Genomic DNA, 18,141 nt, shown 5'->3' with positions numbered 1-18,141 from the left:
ACCTTTTTTAAGAATAAAAACAAAAAATAAATGCTAAAACTTAGTACTTATTTTTTGTCTTAATAACATTTAGGCAAATGCCTAAATGTATTAATTATTATCAATTACAACTTCATTTGAACCAAAATCTTGGAAATAAATTGTAAACATACCATCATTTAACAATGTATCTGCACCTGTTGTTTCAACAGGAATTCTTTTTTCAACATCTGTACCTGTTGTTCTTAATGCACCTGCAGCTGGTGTATCAGTAGCAGTCGCTACATTTGCTTTTCTATCTATCGTCGCTACAGATTTTAAATCATTAGCAATTTGAGATTCAAGGAAACCTGCTCCATCTTTTAATCCACCTCTTGATAAATCTACAAATATTCCAGGAATTTGTCCTTTTGTGTTTGCTACCAAACGAATTATCATATCAGCAGTTGCAGAAGTTGCATTATCACTATTTCCACCAAAAGAAATAGCAGCATAAGTATTAAAATCAGTTGTTGTTCTTAAAACACCATCTTTATCTTTAGATATTTGTTCATTAATTTGCTCAGCAAAGTATTTTAACTTAGCTATACCTGCAAGTTTATTATATTCATCATTAGTAGCATTATCAGCCGTTGCAATACTTCCACTTCTTGCAGCTAATTTTAAACCATTCTTAATATTATTAATCTCTGTAATAACACTCGTTTTTTGTGCAATACCTTCGATTTTATCTCCAGTTCCCCCAAATGTTTGAAACATATAAATCATTGCTCCAACTACTACGATAATCATCGCTATCAACTGTGGCATTTTTTCCCCTTTTTTTTAAATTTAAGTTTACCTACCAACCGCCCTATTATACAACAACTATTATTTTAGTTGCACCAAAAATCACTTAAAAACTATACAAGCAAAATACCCATCACTATCTGTTCCATCTAAAGAAAAAGTCTCTTTATTTTCAGTTGAAACATAAGTTTTTGCATTTCTTTGTAAAGTCCCTAAAAGCATCTTTTCACAAAATTCTCTACCTGAAAAACTCTCTGAAAATATTGCTTTACTCATTAAAGTAGAATTATTATGCATATCAACCAAAAGTTTATATGCACTACCTGCTGAATCACCAAAATCAGCATTATCATCATTAGAATTAATATCTCGAACCGGAATTAACTGCCATTTAACTCCACTTTTAGGAAAAGTCAAAGTTGAAGCAAAGCTTGTACCCTCAACTTCTTTACCTGTACCTTTTTCTATATTTCCAAGTAAAATACCGTTGTTATACAGTTCTTCAAAATTTATACTAGATAAATCCCCACCTGATTGGATATATGTATTTACAAATCCATCAATTGTAATAAACATTGATTTCATTTTTTCAAGTTCACCTGTAATCGCACTATCATCAGCTTCATATCTTGTAAATAAAATAATCATTGCAGAAACAATTGCAATTATAGAAGAGACAAAATATGGCAAAAAATTATCCTTGAATTAGAGATTTTCTAACTTGAAAGATATTCTAACACAAGATATACTAAAGATAAACTTAAATATATGCCTATTTTACCTATATTTTGGTTATTAATAAAAATTAAATAATAAAATAATTAGATTAGTTAATAAATAACTAAATTTAGTAATTTAAGACAAAAAAAGCCTGATATAAAAACTTCTATTCTCAAATTTTTATATCAGGCTTTAATAATAAGTGGTACGCCTAGAAGGATTCGAACCCTCAACCTACCGGGTCGAAACCGGTCATTCTATCCAGTTGAACTATAGACGCAATGCTAAATTGGACTGGAATATTATCATAGCAATACTTAAATTTTTGTAATCTTACTTAAAAGAAAATATTATCCATTACTATAAGTATAAAAAATATTATTCCTAAGTAACCATTTACAGTAAAAAATGCTTTATCAATCTTTCTAAAATCTTTATTTACTAAATAGTGTTCATAACTAAGCATAATTGCACTTAAAATTACTGCAAGATAAGCAAAATAAGAGCTATCAGAAAAAATTACAAATAAAAGCCAAAAAACAACTGTTAAAATATGAAAAACTTTAGAAATTAGCATTGTTTTTTCAACACCAAATTTAGAGGGAATAGAATGAAGTTTTAGTTTTTTATCAACTTCTATATCTTGTAAGGAATAGAGTAAATCAAATCCAGCAACCCAAAACATAACTCCAATACTTAAAACAATTGACCAAAGAGGGATAGTTTCACTAACTGCAACAACACCAGCAATTGGAGCAAGACCTAAAGATATTCCTAAAATAATATGAGCAAAATATGAAAATCTTTTAAAGTATGAGTATGAACCAATTATGATTAAAATTGGTACTGATAAATATAAAGCTAAATCATTTACAAAATAAGCAACAACTACGAATCCTAAGGCATTTAAAGAAACAAATATAAACATAGAAGTAGGGCTAATTCTTCCATCTACATTTGGTCTATTTATAGTTCTTGGATTTAAAGCATCTATATCTCTATCTAAAAATCTATTAAATCCCATTGCAAAATTTCTTGCTGTTAAGGCTGCTAAAATACCTAAAACTAAAAGTTTAAAACCAAACCAACCATTTGCTGATACAACCATTGCAATAAAGATAAAAGGCAATGAAAAAATTGAGTGTTTGAACATTACAAGTTCATTGAAATCATTAAGTTTTTTTATTAGTTTATTCATGTTTGGGATTTTATCGAAGATATGATTAAAAAAATAAAAATTAAACTTTTTCTAGTTATAATCTACTATATTTTACACACAAAAGAGTTTTATGAAAAAATATTTGTTATTAATTTTAAGTTTATTGTTTTTATTTAATTTTACTGCTTGTGCTACAAAAGCTGAAAATGATGTTTCTGATTCAAGTAATAAAGATGTTTCAGAATTATTAAGAACACTTATTCAAAAAGAAAAAGAGATAAATGAACTTAATAAAAAATTAGAAGATTGTAGTCAATCAAAAACTATACAATGAAAGAAATTGCAATTATAGGCTCAACAGCCTCAGGAAAAACTGCCTTATCTTTAGAAATTGCTTCAAAAACAAACTCTATAATTCTATCATTAGATTCACTTTGTGTTTATAAAGAAATAGACATTGTTTCAGCAAAACCAACACTTGAAGAAAGAGGAAATATTGTTCATTTTGGGATTGATGAAGTTTATCCAAACGTTGATTTTGATGTTATAAAATTTATGGAACTTTATAAAACTGCAAAAAATTATGCTTTAGAAAATGATAAAAATTTAATCATCGTTGGAGGAACAGGTTTTTATCTAAAAGCTTTGATAGATGGTTTATCTTTAGGTGTAGAAACAAAAATTAAACTTGATATATCTCAATATGAAGCATATGAACTTTTATATTCAATAGATAAAGAATATATGCAGAAAATTGAAAAAAATGATAGATATAGGATTGAAAAAGCTTATGCTATTTATAAAGAAACAGGATTTACACCAACCAAATATTTTGAAAAAAATCCTAAAGTTCCACTTGCTAAAGATTTAAAAATATTTGAAATATTATGGGATAAAGAAGAGTTAAAAAAAAGAATAACTTTACGAACAAATATTATGATGAAATCAGGACTAATTGATGAAATTATTTATTTAGAAAAAAAATATACAAGAGCACCTAATTGTATGTCATCTATTGGCATAATTGAAACATTAGAATATTTGGATGGTAAATTATCAAAAATAGAACTTGAAGAAAAAATTTCATCAAATACAGCAAAACTTGCAAAAAGACAAAATACTTTTAATAAATCTCAATTCTTAGATAAGACTTCAAATATAATAGAAAACTTAAATTCAGATATTATTAAGTATTTTTCGTTATAATCCCGCTTCTAAAGAGTTTGGTAAAGGGCTTGCAAAGACTTGACCTTTTATCTTACATTAATTAAATTAAGGAATATGGAATGAAAAAAGATATTCATCCAGATTACAAAGTTTGTACAATTTCTTGTGCTTGTGGTAACACTTTTGAAACAAAATCAAATGTTGAGTCTTTAAGAATCGATATTTGTTCATCTTGTCACCCATTCTTCACTGGTGAGCAAAAACTTGTTGATGCTGCTGGTAGAGTTGAGAAATTCAAAGCTAAATATAACATGGCTAAATAGTACAATACTATGTTGTGCTTAGTTCCGACTCCAATAGGAAATTTGGAAGATATCTCAAACAGGTCTTTAAAAGTCCTTGAGGAGTCTGAACTAATTTTTTGTGAAGATACAAGAGTAACAAAAAAACTGCTAAGTCTTTTAGGTGAAAAATATAACCTAGACTTTTCAAATAAAGAATATAAATCTTTTCACTCTCATAATGAAAATCAAATTTTAAAAACTTTAGATAAAGAAACTTTTACTAAAAATGTTGTTTACGTAAGTGATGCTGGAATGCCTTGTGTTAGTGACCCTGGTGCTACACTTGTAGATTTTTGTATAAAAAATCAAATTCCTTATGATGTACTTCCTGGTGCAAATGCAATTTTAACTGCCTATGCAATGAGTGGATTTACACATACAACTTTTTCTTTTTATGGATTTTTAGACCATAAAGGAGCTAGTCGTGCTTCAAAACTTGATGAAATTTTAAATGATGATAAATTATCAATCCTTTACGAATCACCTCATAGGCTTTTAAAACTTCTTGAAGAATTAAATGAAAAAGAACCAAATAGAACAATATTTTTAGCAAAAGAGATAACAAAACTTCACCAAACCACTTATAAAGATTCAGCTTCAAATATTTTTAAAGAGTTTAAAAATATAAATATAAAAGGTGAATGGGTTGTAGTAATTGAACCAAAAGAAAAAATTGGTTTAAATCTTGAACTAAATGACATACTACCTTTAGATTTAGCTCCAAAAGTTAAAGCAAAACTTATTGCTAAAATAACTGGGCAATCAATCAAAGAGGTTTATCAACAAATTTTGGATAATATGCCGTCATGATAATATATGGAAAACAAATCGTACTTTATGTACTTGACAATCACCCGCATCTAATAGAAGAAGTTTTTCTTTCAAAAGAAATTGATAAAAAACTTTTTACAAGGTTTGCAAAACTTGATAAAAAAATTCATAAATTGGATAATCAAAAAGCTCAAGCATTAGCAAAAGGTGGAAACCATCAAGGTTTCTTTTTAAAACTTACACCAGTTGGTTATACAGATATTAAAGAATTCAAAAAAATGAATTTTATTTTAGTATTAGATGGTGTTACAGATGTTGGAAACATTGGAGCAATTGCAAGAACTGCATACTCTTTAGGAATTGAAGGGTTAATTGCTTCAAACATAAAAACTGTAAATGATTCAGGAGTTTTACGAACTAGTTCTGGGGCTTTACTTGATTTACCATTTTTAGTTCATCCAAGATCAGCTGATTTAGCTAGTGAGTTAATCGATTGTGGCTTTACATTAATTGGTGCAACAATGGATGGAGTAGATTTAAAAAAATATGGAAAAATAGAAAAAACTGATAAAGTTGCGCTTTTTTTAGGAAGTGAAGGGGAAGGAATTTCTCCAAAAGTTGCTAAAAAACTAGACTTAAAAGTTTCTATTGCTATGGAACATGAATTTGATTCTTTAAACGTTTCTGTTGCTGCTGGGATTTTAATTTATAATCTAAAAAGATAAAAAAAAGAAGAATACCTTGATGAAAAAATTAATTTTAATTATTACTTTATATGTAGCTTCATATGCTGGTTTAAATGAAACTGTACTAAATATGATTGGTAATGCTGATTATAATACTCATAGAAATTTAATAAATCATATATTTAGAAATACAAGTAATTTTTATAAAAATGGTCAAGTTGATTATACTCGGGTAACACAAGAGTTATCAAATAATGGAATATTAAAATTAAATTTAGGCTCAACTCAAGATATTGAAGTTACATTTAATTTTAATTCTAATCCAAAAAAATCAATGAAAAATATTAATGATATTTTAAAAGTAATAGGCTATCAAAACTTTATTACACAAGGTGAAGTTGTAATAAATAATCAACTTAAATGGACAATTAAACTAAAAACTGCAGCCGCCATAAGCCCTCTCAGATTATCTCAAGAATTACAGAGCATAAATTGCCAAATTGTAGATATTAGAAGAGAGGGAAATTATAAATGGAGTTATTCAATTGATTCAAGTAACTCTACAATTTATAAAGCAGAAGATTTAACGAATACAAACCAATTGTCATTAAAAAAACCACTTAAACCGTATATAATTCAAGTGCAAAATGCTTCAAGCATTACAATTGATTCAAATGTTGGTAATAATTGGTATCCAAGTGTAATCTTCTACGATAATGACTTTAATATTATTGAAGTTGTTGAAAAAGATAGTTTGCATAAAAGTTTAAAACTTGATGTGCCTAATAACACAAAATATATCAAAATTGATGATTTTTATAGCCTTACTAATTTAAAACGTGGGCTAAATATTACTAAGGAGTAATTAAAATGTTTCCAGAAATTGAATTTGAAAGAATGAAAAGATTACCAAACTATGTGTTTGCTGAAGTTAATAATATTAAAATGGAAGCTAGACGTGCTGGTGAAGATGTAATAGATTTTTCTATGGGAAATCCTGATGGTCCTGCACCACAACATATTACAGATAAACTAATAGAAGCTTCTGCAAAACCTAAAAACCATGGTTATAGTGTAAGTGCTGGTATTTTCAAATTAAGATTAGCTATTTCAAACTGGTACAAAAGAAAATTTGATGTTGATTTCTTAGACCCTAACAAACATATTTGTGCAACAATGGGTTCGAAAGAAGGATATGTTCATCTTGTACAAGCAATTGTAAATGTTGGTGATGTGGCTGTTGTTCCAGATCCAACTTATCCTATTCACTCTTATGCATTTATGTTAAATGGTGCAGCTGTGCATAAATTTGAATTAGCATTTGATGATGCTTTTAAAGTTGATGAAGATTTATTTTTTGAAAGATTACAAAAAACAATTGATGAGTCAATTCCAAAAGTAAAATTTGTAGTTGTAAATTTCCCACATAATCCAACTTGTGCTACAGTAACACCTGAATTTTATACAAAATTAGTAGCAATGGCAAAAAGAGAAAGATTTTATATTATCTCTGATATTGCATATGCAGATATTACTTTTGATGGATATAAAACTCCTTCAATTTTCCAAGCAGAAGGCGCTTTAGATGTTGCTGTTGAGTGTTTCACTTTTAGTAAATCGTATAATATGGCTGGATGGAGAGTTGGTTGTATCGTTGGAAATGAAAAACTAATTGGTGCATTAAAAAGAATTAAATCTTGGCTTGATTATGGAATGTTTACGCCAATTCAAATTGCAGCAACTGTTGCACTTGATGGTCCACAAGATTGTGTTGCTGAACACGTTGAGAAATATAGAAAAAGAAGAGACTTAATGATTGAAACATTTGCTGATGCTGGGTGGAAAATGAACAAACCAGATGCTTCAATGTTTATCTGGGCAAAAATTCCAGAATGTGCTGCTCATTTAGGAAGTATGGAGTTCTCAAAACAATTATTAACTGAGGCTCAAGTTGCAGTAAGTCCAGGAATTGGATTTGGACACTATGGTGACCAATATGTAAGAATTGCTTTAATTGAAAATGAAAAAAGAATTAGACAAGCTGCAAAAAATATAAAGAAATATTTAAAATCATTAGAAAAATAGGAATTATAGATGTTAAAAGTTGGAATTATTGGAGTTGGTACAGTTGGAACTAGCGTTGCAAATATATTAATAGATAATAAAAATATTATCACCGCGCGTGCTGGTAAAGAAATTGTACCAACCATTGGAGTAGTTTCAAACTTAGGAAAAAAAAGAGATGTTAGTATAAAGTTAACAACTAATGTAGATGAAATATTAGAAGATGATTCAATTGACATTGTTGTTGAATTAATGGGTGGAATAGAAAAACCTTATGAAATCGTAAAAAAAGCTTTATTAAAAGGTAAAGCTGTAGTTACTGCTAATAAAGCTTTATTGGCATATCATAGATATGAATTACAAGAGTTAGCTGGTGATATTCCATTTGAATTTGAAGCAGCCGTTGCAGGAGGAATTCCAATTATTAATGCTTTAAGAGATGGTTTAAGTGCAAATCATATTAAATCTATCCAAGGTATTATGAATGGAACTTGTAACTATATGTTAACAAGAATGATTAATGACGGTGTTAGTTATAATGAAATATTAAAAGAAGCTCAAGAATTAGGTTATGCAGAAGCTGATCCAACTTTTGATGTTGGAGGATTTGATGCTGCACATAAACTTTTAATTCTTGGATCTATAGCATATGGAATAGATGTAAAACCTGAAGATATTTTAATTGAAGGTATCGAAAATATTTCAAATGCAGATATTGAATTTGCAAAAGAGTTTGAATATTCTATAAAACTTCTTGGTATTGCAAAAAAAGTTGGAAATGAAATAGAACTAAGAGTTCACCCAGTACTAATATCAGAAGATAAAATGATAGCAAAAGTTGATGGTGTTATGAATGGTATCTCTGTTGTTGGAGATAAAGTAGGTGAAACTATGTTCTATGGAGCAGGAGCCGGTGGTGATGCAACTGCTTCAGCTGTTGTTGCCAATATTATTGATATTGCCAGAAAAGGAAAAGGTTCACCAATGCTTGGTTTTGAAAACCAACCAGGAGAACAAATCTCTTTAATGCCAAAAGAGAATATCAGAACAAAATATTATCTAAGACTTGAAGTATCTGATAAATCAGGAACTTTAGCAAAAGTTGCAACAATTTTAGGAGATAATTCTATTTCAATTGAAGCTATGATGCAAAAACCTTTAAAATCGCAAAATGCAAATCTTCTACTTACAACTCATACTTGTATTGAAAGAGATATATTAAAAGCTATAAAAGAACTAGAAAATTCTGGTGTAGTTTTAAGTAAACCATCTATGATAAGAATAGAAGCTTAATAAATAAGCTTCTAATTCTTTTTTATTTTTCTATTCTTTCAAAGTCAAGAACTCTTTTGTAGATATTGTTGCACCAAAATGGTGAACTATATATTTTAAGAAGTACTCTTTTTCTTCTTGTGTAAAACTACTTGTTGCATCATCTATAACTATTGAATTATATCCTTTATCATGAGCTTCTCTAAAAGATGATTCAACACAAACATTTGTTGCATAACCTATAAAGAATAGAGTTTTTATATCATTATTTCTTAGAATTGCATCTAAATTTGAGCTGGAAAATGCACTTGCTCCAATTCTACCACTTACAATAAATTCATCTTCTTTTGGGATAAAATCACTATGAAAATCTTTATTTTTCCCTTGCCAAGTTTTTACATTTGGAATAACTGCTCTTAATCCATATTTTGCATTATTTCCAAACTCTTTATAATCATTACTTACTATAAATGGTACATGAATTACTTTCATTCCTATTTTTCTTGCATATTCTAAGACTTTTTTTGAATTGTTAATCGAATCTAAAAATTGTTTTTTATCTTTCATCAATTTATAAAGTTTAGAATTTTCATCTAACCATTCATTTTGATACTCAATAAGCACTAAAGCTGAATCTTTTACATCCATTTCTTCCATTTTCATTCCCTTTATATATAAATTAAACTCAACTAACAAAAATATTACTATTGTTATATTCCTACTTATTTTGTAGATTAGTTACAATTATTGCCCATAATTATCAAATAATCATCCTTAATTGTAGATTAATTACAAAATATGTACAATGCTTAACAAATAAAGGAGTTATATGTTTGAAGAGTTATTTGATCCAAAATTAGTTTCAAAACTTTTAGTAACCATTGGTGATGTATCAGAGGTTACTGGAATCCCTCAGAGAAAATTAAGATATTGGGAAGATAAAGGCATAATTCAATCTTCTGGACAAAAAGATGGAAGTACAAGAAAATTTGATTATATAAATATAAAAAAAATACTTTTAATAAAAGAATTACTTGATGAGGGCTATACTTTAGAATCATCTGTAAAAAAAGTTGAAGAAAGAATAGAAAAACTTCAATTAGCATTTAATAAATTACAAGAAAAGCAAAATCATAGTGAATAAAAATAAAGAATTACTCTCAAAAGATATTCCAACTTTAATAAAACAATTAGCAATTCCAGCAAGTACAGGAATGCTTTTTAATACTTTATATAATGTTGTAGATACATATTACGCAGGATTTATCTCAACTCAAGCTGTTTCAGCTTTAACTATATCATTTATGGTATTTTTTCTTATCATTGGTTTGGGTTATGGTTTTAGTTCAGCAATTACAGCTATTTTAGGAAACTCTTTTGGAAAAAGAAGAAATAAATTAGCATCTATTCATGCACACAAAGGTTTACTATTTATTCCTTTTATTGGAATAATCCTAACTATTCTTGGATATATTTTTGCTTCTGATATGTTTATATTACTTGGTGCAAAAGATGAGTATTTGCAAGATGCAATAACCTATATAAATCCTATATTATTTGGAACAATATTTTTTATGTTTAATTTCTCACTAAATTCAATATTGGTTGCTTTAGGAGATACAAAAACATATAGAAATACTCTCATATTTGGTTTTTTTGCAAATTTAGTTTTAAATCCATTATTTATGTTTGGTTTTTTATTTATTCCAGCGATGGGTCTTTCAGGAATTGCAATTGCTACTGTTTTAATTCAAGTAATAAATATGTTTTATATGTTTTATAAAGTCTTACAAACAAAAGTTATTCACTTTGAAAAGCCTTCATATTTTTTACCAGATTTAAGAGTTTATAAACTATTTTTCTCTCAAGGGATTCCAGCTAGTTTAAATATGCTAATTATGTCTATAGGTTCTGTTATTCTTACATATTTTGTAGCTCAATATGGTCTTATGGCTGTTGCAGGTTATGGTATTGCATTTAGAGTTGAACAACTTATGCTTCTACCAACTCTTGGACTTAGTACAGCTGTATTAACAATTGTATCAAATAATTTTGGTGCAAAAAAATATGATAGAGTGATAGAAACTCTAAAAATAGCAATAAAATACGGTTTTATTTTTTCAACTATCGGAATCATAACCCTTACAATTTTTGGGAAATTCTTAATCTCTTTATTTGATTCAAATCCTACAGTTATTGATTTTGGAATACATTATTTGTTGGTTGAAATTTGGATATTTTATGCTTATGTTGTTTTATTTATTTGCGTATCAACTCTTCAAGCTATAAAGAAACCAAAAATGATTTTATATATTGCTTTATATAGACAAATCGTTGCTAAATTGATAATTGCTTATTTAATTGTAAAAGTTTTTGAATTAGATTTTATTTATCTTTGGTTTGGAGTTTTAGTTATGATTTATAGCGCTGCTATTTTTGCATATTTTTACACAAATTCTTTGCTAAAAAGAGTTTGTAACAAAATACTATAGGTAAAAACTACCTATAGTTAAAAACTTATTTTGATCCGCATTTCCCTGAACCGCAAGAAGCTTTTGTATTTTTCATTTCATCTGCCATTTTTGACATATCATTTTTCATAGCTCCACCACATTTTCCAGCTCCGCAAGAAGGTGTTTTAGCTTCATTCATATTTGCACCACATTTTCCTGTTCCACAAGATGAACTTTTTTTCATTTCCATCTCTTTTTTCATATCTCCACCACATTTTCCAGCGCCACAAGAACCATTTGCAGCAAATGCAGATGTAGATGCAAGGAATAATCCTAAAAATATTCCAGCGAATTTACTTTTTAAATTCATTTCTTCCCTTTTTATTAAAATTTTATTAGCATACTATAAACTAAATTACTTTTCAACAGCTTCAACATCAACTTTTATTTTAACATCTTCTGCTACTGCAACTCCACCTAGTTCTAAAGCTTTGTTCCATTTTAAATCATAATCCATTCTATTAATTTTTCCTTCGATAGAAAATCCAACTTTACTTTTACCTTTATCTGAAATAGTTCCTAAATCTTCAACTTTAAATGTAACTGGTTTTGAAATTCCTCTAATTGTTAAATTACCTTTCATTTCACCTTCATCACCATCGGCTTTGTAAGATGTCATTTCAAAAGTCATTTTAGGAAATTTTTCTGATGAAAAGAAATCTTCACTTCTTAAATGATTATCTCTTTTTTCAATTCCTGTATCAATTGATGTCGTGTCAACAGTTGCTTTAAATGCTTTAAATGTTTTTGATTTTGCATCAAAATCTATATTTGCATCATATGTTTTGAAATTACCGTTTACATTTGTAATCATCATATGTTTTACTGTAAAACCAACATTTGTATGAGCTTTATCTAAATCATACTCACTTGCATTTACTAATCCAATTGTTAAAAGTAATGCACTTGTCATTTTTGTTACGAAATTCATATTAATCTCCTTATTTTTTTGTCTATAAATTCTATATAATTATTGTTTAGTTAATGTGTAGAAACATTATTTTTTCTTAAAGTTATAATATAAAAAATTGATGGAATTATTATAAGTGTCAAAAATGTTGAACTAATCATTCCTCCTATCATTGGTGCTGCTATTCTTTGCATAACTTCACTTCCTACGCCATTTATATACATAATTGGAATTAAACCTCCTAAAATACTAAATAGGGTCATAAGTTTTGGACGAAGCCTTAAAACTGCTCCTTTATAGATTGTTTCAACAATATTTTTGTTTGTAAACTCTTCTTTATTTTTATAAAATTCTTTCATAGCTTCATCTAAATATACTAACATTACAATAGAAGTTTCGGCAGCAACTCCTAATAATGCTAAAAATCCTACGATAACTGCAATTGAGATATTGAAATTTAGATATTCTAAATAAAATATTCCACCAGTTAAAGCAAAAGGTAGTGTGAAAAATATTACAAAAGTATAAGTTAAATTTTTCAAAGCTAAATAGATTAAAATAAATATAATCATAAATGTAATAGGTATAATATATGATAATTTTTTCATTGCTGATTCTAAATATTCACTTTGTCCTGCCCATTCAAAATAGTAACCATCTGGTAACTTTATCTCTTTTAAGATTTTAATTGCTTCATCTTTATATTGTTTTGCTGAAAAGCCATCTTTTGGTGTAATATATATAAAATTAACATTTAATGCTTTTTCTGATTTTATAACTGATGGTCCTTCTTCATATTTTAAATCTGCAAAAAGTCTTAGAGGTTGATAACCTAATTTTGTTTTTATTTGTAAATTTTCTAAAGCTTTTATATCTTCTCTTTGAGTTGTTTCAAATCTTAGACTTATAGGATATCGTTCTAATTTATCTAAATAAGTAGAGATCTGACTTCCCCCTACTCCTAAAGAAACTACTTCTAATAGATCTTTTTTATTTATTCCATATCTTGAAATCATCTCATCATTAATTTCAATATTCAAATAATATCCTGAATTCATTTTATCAGCTGAAACAGATAAAGTTCCTTCATACTTTTTTAATGCTTGTTCTATCTTTGAAGCAGTTGTTTCTAATAATTCATGATTATTTCCATATAGTTTTATACCTAATGGCGTTCTAATTCCTGTTAAAAGCATATCTATACGTCCACGAATTGGATATGTCCATGAATTAATAAGTCCATTAACTTGAAGATTTTTATCCATCTCCTCCATTAATTTTTTATATGTCATTCCTTCTCTCCACTCACTTTGTGGTTTAAAAGTAATTATTGTTTCTATCATTGCAAGTGGTGCTGGATCTGTTGCAGTTTGAGCACGCCCTACTTTTGCAAATGAACTTTCAACTTCAGGAAATGATTTGATTACCATATTTGTTTTTTGTGCTAACTCTTTTGCTAAATCAATCCCAATTCCATAAGGAGTTACAGGCATATACATAAAAGTTTGTTCATTCATCATAGGCATAAATTCCCATTTTTGCTTTTCATAAACTGTTACAGCAAAAACTAAAGTTCCTATAAATATTGCTACTATTAAATATTTCAATTTTAAAGAAAGATGTAAAAGCGGTGAATAAAGTTTTATAAAAAATCTATTTAATAAATTTTCTTCCTCTTTTAATATTTTCCCTTTTATCAAAAATATCATCAAAATTGGTACTAATGTTATTGATAAAATTGCACCTGTCATCATTGCAAATGATTTCGTAAATGCTAAAGGAGAAAATAGCCTTCCTTCTTGTCCACTTAAAGCAAAGATTGGTAAAAAAGAGGCTACAACAAGTATTAGTGCAAAAAATATTGGACGACCAACTTGTTTTGCTGATTCAATTATAATACTCACTCTTTCTTCTTTTGTAATATTTTCTTTTCCTTGTAAATGTTTATGTGCATTTTCAACCATTACAATAGTTGCATCAACCATTGCTCCAATTGCAATAGCAATTCCACCTAAACTCATAATATTTGAACCTATATTAAACGCTTTCATTAGTAAAAAACTAATTAAAACAGTAATTGGTAAAGTTATGATAATAATTAATGCACTTCTAAAATGGAATAAAAATAATCCAGCTATTATCATAACAATAATAGATTCTTCTACTAATGTTCTTTTTAATGTATCTATAGCTTTATCAATCAATGAACTTCTATCATAAACTTCGATAACTTCTACATCTGGAACATTTAGAGTTTTTAGTTTTTCTTTAACTGCATTTATTACTTTATATGGATTTTCACCAAATCTAACAACAACTATTCCTCCAACAGTTTCACCCTCACCATCTAAATCAGCCATTCCTCTTCTATTTGATGAAGTAATATTTACTGTTGCTATATCTTTTATTTTTAGTGGTGTATTATTTAAAGTTTTAATTGTGATATTTTCAATATCCACAACAGATTTTAAGTAACCACGAGCAGTTATAATATGTTCATATCCATTTTCTAAAATTATTCTTCCACCAGTATCGCTATTGTTTGCTACTAATACTTTTTTAATTTCATCAATACTTAAATCGTATTGAACTAATTTATCCTGATTTAGAGTTATTTCATAATTTTTTATATAACCACCAATTGATGCAATTTCGCTAACTCCATCAACACCAAGTAGGGCAAATTTATAATAATAATCTTGTAAAGTTCTAAGTTCTTCTAAGCTTTTTGTTTTTGATTTTAACGCATATTCATAAGCCCAACCAACTCCTGTAGCATCTGGACCTATTTGAACAGATGAACCTTCTGGAAAAGTTCCTTGAAGTGTTGATAATTGTTCTAAGATTCTACTTCTTGAGTCATATAAATCTGTTCCATCTTTAAAAATAATATATATCATTGCATTTGAAAAAGAACTCATTGCACGAACAGTTTGAATATTTGGTAGACTCATCAAACTTGAAATTAATGGATAAGAGATTTGTTCTTCAATTGTTTTTGGACTTTGTCCACTCCATTCAACTTGAACTATTACTTGAGGAGGTGATAAATCAGGTAAAGCATCTAAACTTGTATTTTTTACAGCCCAAAAAGAACCAAGTGTTAATATAAAAATAAAAAATAAAATTAAAAATTTATTTCTTACACTATATGAAATTATATTTTCTACCATAATTTTTTACCAATCTTCATTGTCTGATTCATATAAATTATTTGTTACGGCATCTGAATCAAGTAAGAATAGGGCATTATTAATAACTTCATCATTTTCTTCAAGTCCACTTACTATTTGATATTTATTTGAAGCAACCCTTTTGGCATTTATTTTTACAGGTTCAAACTCATCATTTGAAGTTGGTTTAAATACATAAAAACTATTTGCTTTTTTTAATACAGCTGTTTTTGGAAGAGTTAAAAGTGTCTCTTTTTTGATATTTATATCAACTTTACCAAACATACTTGGTATTAATTCATTATTTTCATTATCAATGATAAATCTAATATTTACTGTTTTACTTTTTTCATCAAAAATAGGGTAGATAAAATCAACTTTTGAAGTAATCATTTTGTTTAATCCATCAATATGAATCATAGCTTCTTTATCTTTTTTAACAAAAGATAAATCATCTTGATAAATTGAAGCAATAAACCACATTTTATCTAGATTTCCTAACTGAAGGAGGGTAGTTCCTTTTTTAACTGCACTTTTATTATTGATATTTTTTTGAAGTAAAATACCATTAAAATTTGAAGTAACCACTAGACCACTATTATTTAATTTTCCATCTTTAATTTTTTGTTGATTTTCTTTTGATATATCTAAATTTTCAAGTTTTAAAAGTGTTGAAAAATAGATATTTTTATTTATATCTTTTGCAATTTGAAGTTCATTTTGAATAGATAAAATATCATCAGAATAAATTGAATATAAAGCTTCACCTTTTTTGATATTCATATAAATCTTATTTGCATTTAAATTTGTTATATAACCATCAAATCTACTTACAATATCAACAATAGATGATTCATCAATCTTTGTTACTCCATAAAAACTTTTATTCTCAATAACTTCTTCTTTTTTTACTTTTACTATTTTTTTATTAAACAGTTGTTTTGCATCTATAATCTCTGCATTTAATACAGCCGTTAAAAATAGGGTGATTATAAGTAGTTTTTTAATCATTTGATACCTTTATTTACATAGTAAATTAATCCTGAATAGGCTTCATAATATTTTTGTTGCTCATCAATTACTTTCATTTGATAAGTGATTAAATCATTTAGGTTTTTAATACTTTCTTGTGGTTTAACATCATCAAAACTATTATATGTTTCAATATTTTTTTGTATTTTTTCTTTCAATGGAATTATTTTTTGTCCTATTAAATTATAATTTTCATAGGCATTATTTAGATTATTCTTTAATATTTTTGATTGAATCTCAAAGTTATGTTTTAGTTGTTCCAATTTATCATTAGTCTCATTTGCACTCATTTTTGCTTGAACTCTTGTAACATTTTCTGTATCATAAATTGGAAGAGGAATAGAAACAGCCATATTTACATAATCATTAAATTTATCATCCCTTTGAAAATATGCCAAACTTACTTGAACATCTGGAATCTTTTTTGCTCTTTCTAATTCAGCTATACTTTGTTGTTTTGATGAACTCTCTTCTAAACTTTTAAATTTTGGATGAGAAGAATTTTCAATCAATAAATCAACTTTTTTTATATCTATTTTTTCATCAATTTTGTCTATTTTTGTATATGTTATTTGTTCTAATTTTAAGTACGAATTATCTATTAAATTCTTTAGATTTTGTTTTTGTATTTTTAATTCAACTGTTGAGATTTGAGAATTTATTATCTCATTTTGAGTTGCTTTTTGATATTTATATAAAGAACCATATAAACTCTCTAATTTTTCCAAGTTTTTTTCATACTCTTCTAAAAGTTTATATTTTTCTTCTGATAACAAGATATTATAAACCAACTCATTTATTTTTGATGTAAGTTCTAACTTCTTATCTTCAAAATCATAAAGCTTTATATTTTTCTCTTTAGAAGCAATTTTTTCTTTTATATCAAGTTTATTTCCAGTTGGAATTACTTGTGAAATTCCTATAAAAGAGGCTTGCATTGCCTCTTTATTTCGTGAACTAAAATCATTTATCCATACATCATTTATTCCCATAGATAATACTGGATTTTGCCATTTTTTTGCTATTGATATTTGTTGATTTGCAACTTCAATAGATTTTTCTACACTTTTTAAATCATAACTATTTTCAAATGTAGAATTAACTAATTCATCAATTGATATTGCACTTAAAAGTGATAAAGTTAATGATGAAGCTAAAACTATTTTTAACATTAGATATTTACGCTTCCTCTAATTGTATGAACAACATCATCATCTGTTTTGAATTTAAGTTGATATTGCCATGTTCCAGCCATTGAGAAATTAACTTTTGTTTTATAAACGCCATCAACTAACTCAGCTTTTTCTTCATGTTCCATATATGGCATTCCTGGCATTTCAGGCATAAAGAATTTTATTTTCACTTTTGCTGTTGTTACATTTTTTTCATCTTTAGCTAACTTGATTACAAATTCATTATCTCCAACAACAAGTGATTTTTCACTCATTAATGTAACAGTGTAACCATCTTTTTCACCATTTTGATTTATTGGTTCTGCATTTAAAAAGTTTAATGCAAGAACTAAAGTTAGAATTATTTTGAAAAGGTTTTTCATAATTTCT

At 27.3% G+C, this 18,141-nt stretch carries 20 protein-coding genes and 1 tRNA gene; 10 read left to right on the top strand and 11 right to left on the bottom strand.

The genetic code is table 11. The annotated features are described in order from the left end of the window. Positions 1–90: 90 nt before the first annotated feature. The 4 genes from ABLL_RS00875 to mqnP form a co-directional block, all read right to left on the bottom strand. Positions 91–789 carry a hypothetical protein gene (locus ABLL_RS00875; protein ID WP_014472889.1) on the bottom strand — a complete coding sequence of 233 codons (699 nt, stop codon included), beginning with the start codon at positions 787–789 and terminating at the stop codon, positions 91–93. Positions 790–870: 81 nt separating this feature from the next. Further along, on the bottom strand, positions 871–1,458 hold the full coding sequence (locus ABLL_RS00870) for a hypothetical protein (protein ID WP_014472888.1): 588 nt from the start codon (positions 1,456–1,458) through the stop codon (positions 871–873). Between the two features lie 233 nt (positions 1,459–1,691). Beyond that, positions 1,692–1,768: transfer RNA gene (locus ABLL_RS00865), tRNA-Arg, on the bottom strand. Between the two features lie 57 nt (positions 1,769–1,825). Then, a complete protein-coding gene (gene mqnP, locus ABLL_RS00860) occupies positions 1,826–2,686 on the bottom strand; it encodes a menaquinone biosynthesis prenyltransferase MqnP (protein ID WP_014472887.1) in 861 nt (286 codons plus the stop codon). Between the two features lie 91 nt (positions 2,687–2,777). Between mqnP and ABLL_RS00855 the strand changes: the two genes are divergently transcribed. The 8 genes from ABLL_RS00855 to ABLL_RS00820 all read left to right on the top strand — a co-directional run bounded on the left by ABLL_RS00855 (position 2,778) and on the right by ABLL_RS00820 (position 8,972). After that, a complete protein-coding gene (locus tag ABLL_RS00855; protein WP_014472886.1) occupies positions 2,778–2,981 on the top strand; it encodes a hypothetical protein in 204 nt (67 codons plus the stop codon). After that, on the top strand, positions 2,978–3,853 hold the full coding sequence (miaA, locus tag ABLL_RS00850; RefSeq protein WP_014472885.1) for a tRNA (adenosine(37)-N6)-dimethylallyltransferase MiaA: 876 nt from the start codon (positions 2,978–2,980) through the stop codon (positions 3,851–3,853). The genes ABLL_RS00855 and miaA overlap by 4 nt, the downstream gene beginning before the upstream one ends. A gap of 80 nt (positions 3,854–3,933) precedes the next feature. Further along, the gene (gene rpmE, locus ABLL_RS00845; RefSeq protein WP_014472884.1) at positions 3,934–4,137 is read left to right on the top strand and encodes a 50S ribosomal protein L31; all 204 of its coding nucleotides are present in this window, start codon (positions 3,934–3,936) and stop codon (positions 4,135–4,137) included. Between the two features lie 9 nt (positions 4,138–4,146). Next, positions 4,147–4,968: a 16S rRNA (cytidine(1402)-2'-O)-methyltransferase gene (rsmI, locus tag ABLL_RS00840; RefSeq protein WP_014472883.1), complete on the top strand. Its 822-nt coding sequence runs from the start codon at positions 4,147–4,149 to the stop codon at positions 4,966–4,968. Beyond that, positions 4,965–5,654, top strand: a complete 690-nt coding sequence (gene rlmB / locus ABLL_RS00835) for a 23S rRNA (guanosine(2251)-2'-O)-methyltransferase RlmB (RefSeq protein WP_014472882.1) — start codon at positions 4,965–4,967, stop codon at positions 5,652–5,654. Before rsmI ends, rlmB begins: the two co-directional genes overlap by 4 nt. A 19-nt stretch (positions 5,655–5,673) precedes the next feature. Then, a complete protein-coding gene (locus ABLL_RS00830; RefSeq protein WP_014472881.1) occupies positions 5,674–6,480 on the top strand; it encodes a hypothetical protein in 807 nt (268 codons plus the stop codon). Positions 6,481–6,485: 5 nt separating this feature from the next. Next, positions 6,486–7,700 carry an LL-diaminopimelate aminotransferase gene (locus ABLL_RS00825; protein ID WP_014472880.1) on the top strand — a complete coding sequence of 405 codons (1,215 nt, stop codon included), beginning with the start codon at positions 6,486–6,488 and terminating at the stop codon, positions 7,698–7,700. Positions 7,701–7,709: 9 nt separating this feature from the next. Continuing rightward, entirely contained in the window at positions 7,710–8,972 is a 1,263-nt protein-coding gene (locus ABLL_RS00820; protein WP_014472879.1) for a homoserine dehydrogenase, read from the top strand. Between the two features lie 30 nt (positions 8,973–9,002). Here the strand turns inward: ABLL_RS00820 and ABLL_RS00815 are convergent, their stop codons facing one another. Further along, complete coding sequence (locus ABLL_RS00815; protein WP_014472878.1) at positions 9,003–9,608, bottom strand: cysteine hydrolase; 606 nt, start codon at positions 9,606–9,608, stop codon at positions 9,003–9,005. Between the two features lie 172 nt (positions 9,609–9,780). On the opposite strand from ABLL_RS00815, the gene ABLL_RS00810 reads away from it, so the two are divergent. Next, a complete protein-coding gene (locus ABLL_RS00810; protein ID WP_014472877.1) occupies positions 9,781–10,095 on the top strand; it encodes a MerR family transcriptional regulator in 315 nt (104 codons plus the stop codon). Beyond that, positions 10,088–11,443: an MATE family efflux transporter gene (locus tag ABLL_RS00805; RefSeq protein ID WP_014472876.1), complete on the top strand. Its 1,356-nt coding sequence runs from the start codon at positions 10,088–10,090 to the stop codon at positions 11,441–11,443. The genes ABLL_RS00810 and ABLL_RS00805 overlap by 8 nt, the downstream gene beginning before the upstream one ends. A 25-nt stretch (positions 11,444–11,468) precedes the next feature. Here the strand turns inward: ABLL_RS00805 and ABLL_RS00800 are convergent, their stop codons facing one another. Genes ABLL_RS00800 through ABLL_RS00775 form a run of 6 tightly spaced genes read right to left on the bottom strand, consistent with a single transcriptional unit; the run spans position 11,469 to position 18,134 of the window. Further along, positions 11,469–11,774, bottom strand: coding sequence for a hypothetical protein (locus tag ABLL_RS00800; protein WP_014472875.1), 306 nt, complete (start codon positions 11,772–11,774; stop codon positions 11,469–11,471). Between the two features lie 45 nt (positions 11,775–11,819). Beyond that, positions 11,820–12,395 (bottom strand): YceI family protein, encoded by a 576-nt coding sequence (locus tag ABLL_RS00795; RefSeq protein WP_014472874.1) that lies wholly within the window; start codon positions 12,393–12,395, stop codon positions 11,820–11,822. A gap of 50 nt (positions 12,396–12,445) precedes the next feature. Then, positions 12,446–15,547 (bottom strand): efflux RND transporter permease subunit, encoded by a 3,102-nt coding sequence (locus ABLL_RS00790; RefSeq protein ID WP_014472873.1) that lies wholly within the window; start codon positions 15,545–15,547, stop codon positions 12,446–12,448. Positions 15,548–15,553: 6 nt separating this feature from the next. Continuing rightward, positions 15,554–16,558 (bottom strand): efflux RND transporter periplasmic adaptor subunit, encoded by a 1,005-nt coding sequence (locus tag ABLL_RS00785; protein ID WP_014472872.1) that lies wholly within the window; start codon positions 16,556–16,558, stop codon positions 15,554–15,556. Next, on the bottom strand, positions 16,555–17,751 hold the full coding sequence (locus tag ABLL_RS00780) for a TolC family protein (protein ID WP_014472871.1): 1,197 nt from the start codon (positions 17,749–17,751) through the stop codon (positions 16,555–16,557). Before ABLL_RS00780 ends, ABLL_RS00785 begins: the two co-directional genes overlap by 4 nt. After that, on the bottom strand, positions 17,751–18,134 hold the full coding sequence (locus ABLL_RS00775; RefSeq protein ID WP_014472870.1) for a FixH family protein: 384 nt from the start codon (positions 18,132–18,134) through the stop codon (positions 17,751–17,753). Before ABLL_RS00775 ends, ABLL_RS00780 begins: the two co-directional genes overlap by 1 nt. Positions 18,135–18,141 lie beyond the last annotated feature (7 nt).

This window comes from Arcobacter sp. L, assembly GCF_000284235.1.
Lineage (GTDB): Bacteria > Campylobacterota > Campylobacteria > Campylobacterales > Arcobacteraceae > Aliarcobacter > Aliarcobacter defluvii.
This window is presented reverse-complemented; position numbering and strand designations above follow the sequence as displayed.

Coding starts and splice junctions, on each gene's coding strand:
- rsmI (WP_014472883.1), top strand. CDS start 4,147: ATGTTGTGCTTAGTTCCGACTCCAATAGGAAATTTGGAAGATATCTCA.
- mqnP (WP_014472887.1), bottom strand. CDS start 2,686: ATGAATAAACTAATAAAAAAACTTAATGATTTCAATGAACTTGTAATG.
- miaA (WP_014472885.1), top strand. CDS start 2,978: ATGAAAGAAATTGCAATTATAGGCTCAACAGCCTCAGGAAAAACTGCC.
- ABLL_RS00810 (WP_014472877.1), top strand. CDS start 9,781: ATGTTTGAAGAGTTATTTGATCCAAAATTAGTTTCAAAACTTTTAGTA.
- ABLL_RS00790 (WP_014472873.1), bottom strand. CDS start 15,547: ATGGTAGAAAATATAATTTCATATAGTGTAAGAAATAAATTTTTAATT.
- ABLL_RS00775 (WP_014472870.1), bottom strand. CDS start 18,134: ATGAAAAACCTTTTCAAAATAATTCTAACTTTAGTTCTTGCATTAAAC.
- ABLL_RS00815 (WP_014472878.1), bottom strand. CDS start 9,608: ATGGAAGAAATGGATGTAAAAGATTCAGCTTTAGTGCTTATTGAGTAT.
- rlmB (WP_014472882.1), top strand. CDS start 4,965: ATGATAATATATGGAAAACAAATCGTACTTTATGTACTTGACAATCAC.
- ABLL_RS00820 (WP_014472879.1), top strand. CDS start 7,710: ATGTTAAAAGTTGGAATTATTGGAGTTGGTACAGTTGGAACTAGCGTT.
- ABLL_RS00785 (WP_014472872.1), bottom strand. CDS start 16,558: ATGATTAAAAAACTACTTATAATCACCCTATTTTTAACGGCTGTATTA.
- ABLL_RS00800 (WP_014472875.1), bottom strand. CDS start 11,774: ATGAATTTAAAAAGTAAATTCGCTGGAATATTTTTAGGATTATTCCTT.
- ABLL_RS00830 (WP_014472881.1), top strand. CDS start 5,674: ATGAAAAAATTAATTTTAATTATTACTTTATATGTAGCTTCATATGCT.
- ABLL_RS00780 (WP_014472871.1), bottom strand. CDS start 17,751: ATGTTAAAAATAGTTTTAGCTTCATCATTAACTTTATCACTTTTAAGT.
- ABLL_RS00825 (WP_014472880.1), top strand. CDS start 6,486: ATGTTTCCAGAAATTGAATTTGAAAGAATGAAAAGATTACCAAACTAT.
- ABLL_RS00875 (WP_014472889.1), bottom strand. CDS start 789: ATGCCACAGTTGATAGCGATGATTATCGTAGTAGTTGGAGCAATGATT.
- ABLL_RS00795 (WP_014472874.1), bottom strand. CDS start 12,395: ATGAATTTCGTAACAAAAATGACAAGTGCATTACTTTTAACAATTGGA.
- ABLL_RS00855 (WP_014472886.1), top strand. CDS start 2,778: ATGAAAAAATATTTGTTATTAATTTTAAGTTTATTGTTTTTATTTAAT.
- rpmE (WP_014472884.1), top strand. CDS start 3,934: ATGAAAAAAGATATTCATCCAGATTACAAAGTTTGTACAATTTCTTGT.